Origin of the sequence: Streptomyces sp. CLV115, from assembly GCF_038448545.1 — a bacterium.
GTDB lineage: Bacteria > Actinomycetota > Actinomycetes > Streptomycetales > Streptomycetaceae > Streptomyces > Streptomyces sanglieri.
Window position 1 is genome coordinate 1 of the sequence record NZ_JBCEWQ010000309.1, and the last position, 3,367, is coordinate 3,367.

The 3,367-nt window shown below is 70.1% G+C and carries 4 protein-coding genes; 3 read left to right on the top strand and 1 reads right to left on the bottom strand.

Features of this window, described 5'->3' with window-relative positions; translation table 11 throughout:
* Positions 1–307: helix-turn-helix transcriptional regulator (locus AADR41_RS41650; RefSeq protein ID WP_342287647.1), on the bottom strand; the 307-nt coding region annotated here is incomplete at its 3' end.
* Positions 308–567: 260 nt separating this feature from the next.
* Here AADR41_RS41650 and AADR41_RS41655 point away from each other — a divergent pair.
* From AADR41_RS41655 to AADR41_RS41665, 3 genes are all read left to right on the top strand, one after another.
* A complete protein-coding gene (locus tag AADR41_RS41655) occupies positions 568–795 on the top strand; it encodes a hypothetical protein (protein ID WP_342287648.1) in 228 nt (75 codons plus the stop codon).
* Positions 796–860: 65 nt separating this feature from the next.
* A complete protein-coding gene (locus AADR41_RS41660) occupies positions 861–2,141 on the top strand; it encodes a serine hydrolase domain-containing protein (protein WP_342287650.1) in 1,281 nt (426 codons plus the stop codon).
* A gap of 79 nt (positions 2,142–2,220) precedes the next feature.
* Positions 2,221–3,312, top strand: coding sequence for an alpha/beta hydrolase (locus AADR41_RS41665; RefSeq protein WP_342287652.1), 1,092 nt, complete (start codon positions 2,221–2,223; stop codon positions 3,310–3,312).
* Positions 3,313–3,367: the final 55 nt, after the last annotated feature.

Below are 3,367 nucleotides of genomic sequence, written 5' to 3' on the forward strand. Positions count from 1 at the left end.
GCGCGGGGCCGGGAACGGGTGCGGGAACGGATTCGGGAACGGGCAGCGGAAGGGGCAGAGGAACGGATACGGCGGGTTCCGTCGCCGATCCCGCCAGCGTGGCCGCCAGCCGCTGGCGGTCCTCGGGCCCGGCCTCCAGCGCGTCCGCGAGCAGGTTCACCGTGCCCAGCCGGTGATCGCTGGATCTGCCCGTCTCCAGTCTGCGGATCGTACGCACGCTCACCCCGGAACGTGCCTCCAGCTGCTCCTGCGTCAGCCCCGACTGCTTGCGCAGCCGACGCAACAACGTGCCGAGCTGATCCGCCACTTCGCCATCCCCTCCACCACCGAGCGCGGCCGGCGACGAGCCTATCGTGACGACCGGTCATATATGGCCGGTCGGCTGTCCTGTCCGTCGAGCAGCGCGAACGCCACGATCAAGTGGTGCCCGGCCGGAGCGCCGACACGGGGCGGCGCACCGCGCGGGGCACCGGGGAAGCGGTCGGTGCCGGGATCGGACGGATCCCGGCACCGGACCGGAACCTCCACTGGTGGGCCTTCTCCTGCCACGACCGACGAGGAGTTGACATGGCCTATCGATTCTGGTGCGGCGAGTGCGGTTTCAAGACGCCGTGGCTCGCTGAATCCCGGGGTGCGCAGCGTCAGTTGGAGCACTACCTCAAGCAGCATCCCGGAATTCCCGCCGGTGGCCATGTGGAGACCAATCGGAAAAACCCGGAAGGCGGCTTCGGATTTCTTCAAGTGGCGGGAATCGCACTTCTGTTGCTGATCATCGTCGTCTCCTGCCGGGGCTGAGACAGCGATCTGAATTCGGCCGCACAAACGGAACGAACAGCCAACCGAAAGGGACGGTAAAGAGAATGAGCGTGCTCGATTCATCCGGTACAGGCGTCGCGGTGGACACGGAGAACCAGGACGCCGCAGGTGCGGCCCGGCAGCAGCCCTCACCGGCCCGCGGGCGCCGGCACCGGCGCAGGCTGCTGCCGGTGGCCGGCCTGACCTGTCTCCTGCTGACCGCCGCCGGCACGGCGAACGCGGCTGCCGGGGCCGACGGCCGGTCGGCCGCCCCGGCCACCGGCTCCTCGGCCGCCGCCCAGACCCCGGTCGAGATCCTGCAGGCCGGGGCCCAGCAGGGGGTCGCCGACGGGTACCCGGGGGTGATCGGCATGGTCCGGAAGGGCGACAGCGCCCAGTACGTGAACGCGGGGGTCGGCAACCGTGCGACCAAGGTGCCGGCGGACCCGAAGGCGACGTTCCGGATCGGCAGCAACACCAAGGCGTTCATCTCCACGGTGCTGCTCCAGCTGGAGGGCGAGAAGAAGCTCTCGCTGGACGACACCGTTGCCCGATGGCTGCCGGGAGCGGTCGACGCCAACGGATACGACGGCTCGAAGATCACGATCCGTCAGCTGCTCAACCACACCTCGGGCCTGCCCGACTACCTCAGTGCCGTGCAGATCAACGGGCCGTACTTCCTCAACCTCAACCCGCGGGAGGTCTACCCGCCGCAGAACCTGGTCAACGTCGCCCTCGGCATGCGCGCGCCGTCGAGCACACCGGGCGAGAAGTTCGGCTACTCCAACACCAACTACGTGCTCGCGGGCATGGTGATCAAGGCCGTCACCGGTTCGGAACCGGCCGCGGAGGTGCAGCGGCGCATCATCGAACCGCTCGGTCTGCGCGACACCAGCTTCCCCACCGCCGACCCCGCGCTCTACGGCAACTACCTCCACGGCTACGTGCTCCGGGCGATCCTCATCGACGACGCCACGGTCTCCAACGTGCAGGTCAGCGGGAGTGCCGGTGCCATGGTGTCGACCATGGACGACCTGGCCACGTTCTCCCGGGCGCTGATGACCGGGAAGCTCCTGGAGCCCGCGCAGCTGGCCGAGCTCAAGACCACCGTCCCGGTGAACGCCGATGCCGGATACGGACTGGGCATCGAGCACGTGAAGCTGTCGTGCGGAAAGTGGGCCTGGGGGCACAACGGCGCGGTGCTCGGCTACTTCAGCGAGTGGCTGAGCAGCGAGGACGGCACCGAGCAGGCGCTGCACGCGAACAACGAGTTCCACATGCTCGCCGGAACTCCGGGACAGACCCACACGGGCAAGGCCATGACGGACGCGTTCTGCGCGCTCTGAGGACCACGACCGGAAGGCGGGGCCGCGCCGGCCGGCCCCGCCCGCCCGCGCAGGCCGCCCGCCCTCGGAGAGGACAACGATGAAAACACTGCTGACCGCCTGGCGGACACGTACGCGAACGGCCGTAGCCGCCGCCGCGCTGACCGTGACCGCGACCCTCGCGACCCCGCTCGCGCACGCCGAGGGCGCCGCCCCTCCGGTGCTGTCCGACGGATTCGGCCTGACCCAGGTCGCCGGGGGCACCGAGGTGCACTCGGACAACGACTTCACCATCACCGTGACCACCCCTCAGGTGGCCGGGAAGCACAAGATCCGCGTCTTCCTGCCCAGCGGCTACCGCACCGACCCCGGTAGGCGATGGCCGGTGGCGTACTTCCTGCACGGCGGACCCGGAAACCCGGACGACGCCGCGGCCGCCCCGGCGCTGCGCTCGGACTCGATGATCACCGTCGTGCCGGACGGCGGCCGGAAGGGCTGGTACGCCGACTGGCTCATGCAGAACACCGCGGAGGGCGCAGCGAACTGGGAGACCTTCCACCTGAAGCAGGTCGTCCCCTTCATCGACGCGAACCTGCGCACCATCGCCGACAAGGACCACCGGGCTGTCATCGGCCTGTCGATGGGCGGGTTCGGCGCCCTGCACTACGGCGAGGCCCGGCCCGATCTCTTCGGCCATGTCGCCTCGCTGTCCGGCGGCATCGACTTCGGCATGGCGGAGGTCCGCGCGGCGGTCCTGGCCACGGAACTCAACGTCACGGGCGCCTGGTGCGCCGTGAGCACCTCCACCCCCGCCGGGACGGGCGAGTGCACCGGCTACGGGCCCGTGGTCGACAGCGACGCGATCTTCGGCTCCCCCTATCCGGTCCTGAACGCGGACCGGATCTGGAAGGCGGTCGATCCCGCCGCTCCCGCCAACCTGTCCAGGCTCGCCGGGACCGAGGTCACGCTCTACAGCGGCGACAACGACGTGATCGACCACTTCACCGCGATTGCCGCCAGGAACGTCAAGTCCCGTATGGACACGCTCGGCCTGCCCAGCCGCCTGGTCGACTACGGCAACGGGGCGGCGCTCGCTCCCACCTGCGACGGCGGCCACAACTACGGCTGCTGGGCGGCCGCCCTCGCCGACTACGTACCCCGGCTCCAGGACTCCTTCGGGGCGAAGAGCTGACGCGGCGGACGACGGCCCGGCAATGGCCCCGGCCCCGGCGGGCGTCCGCCCGCCG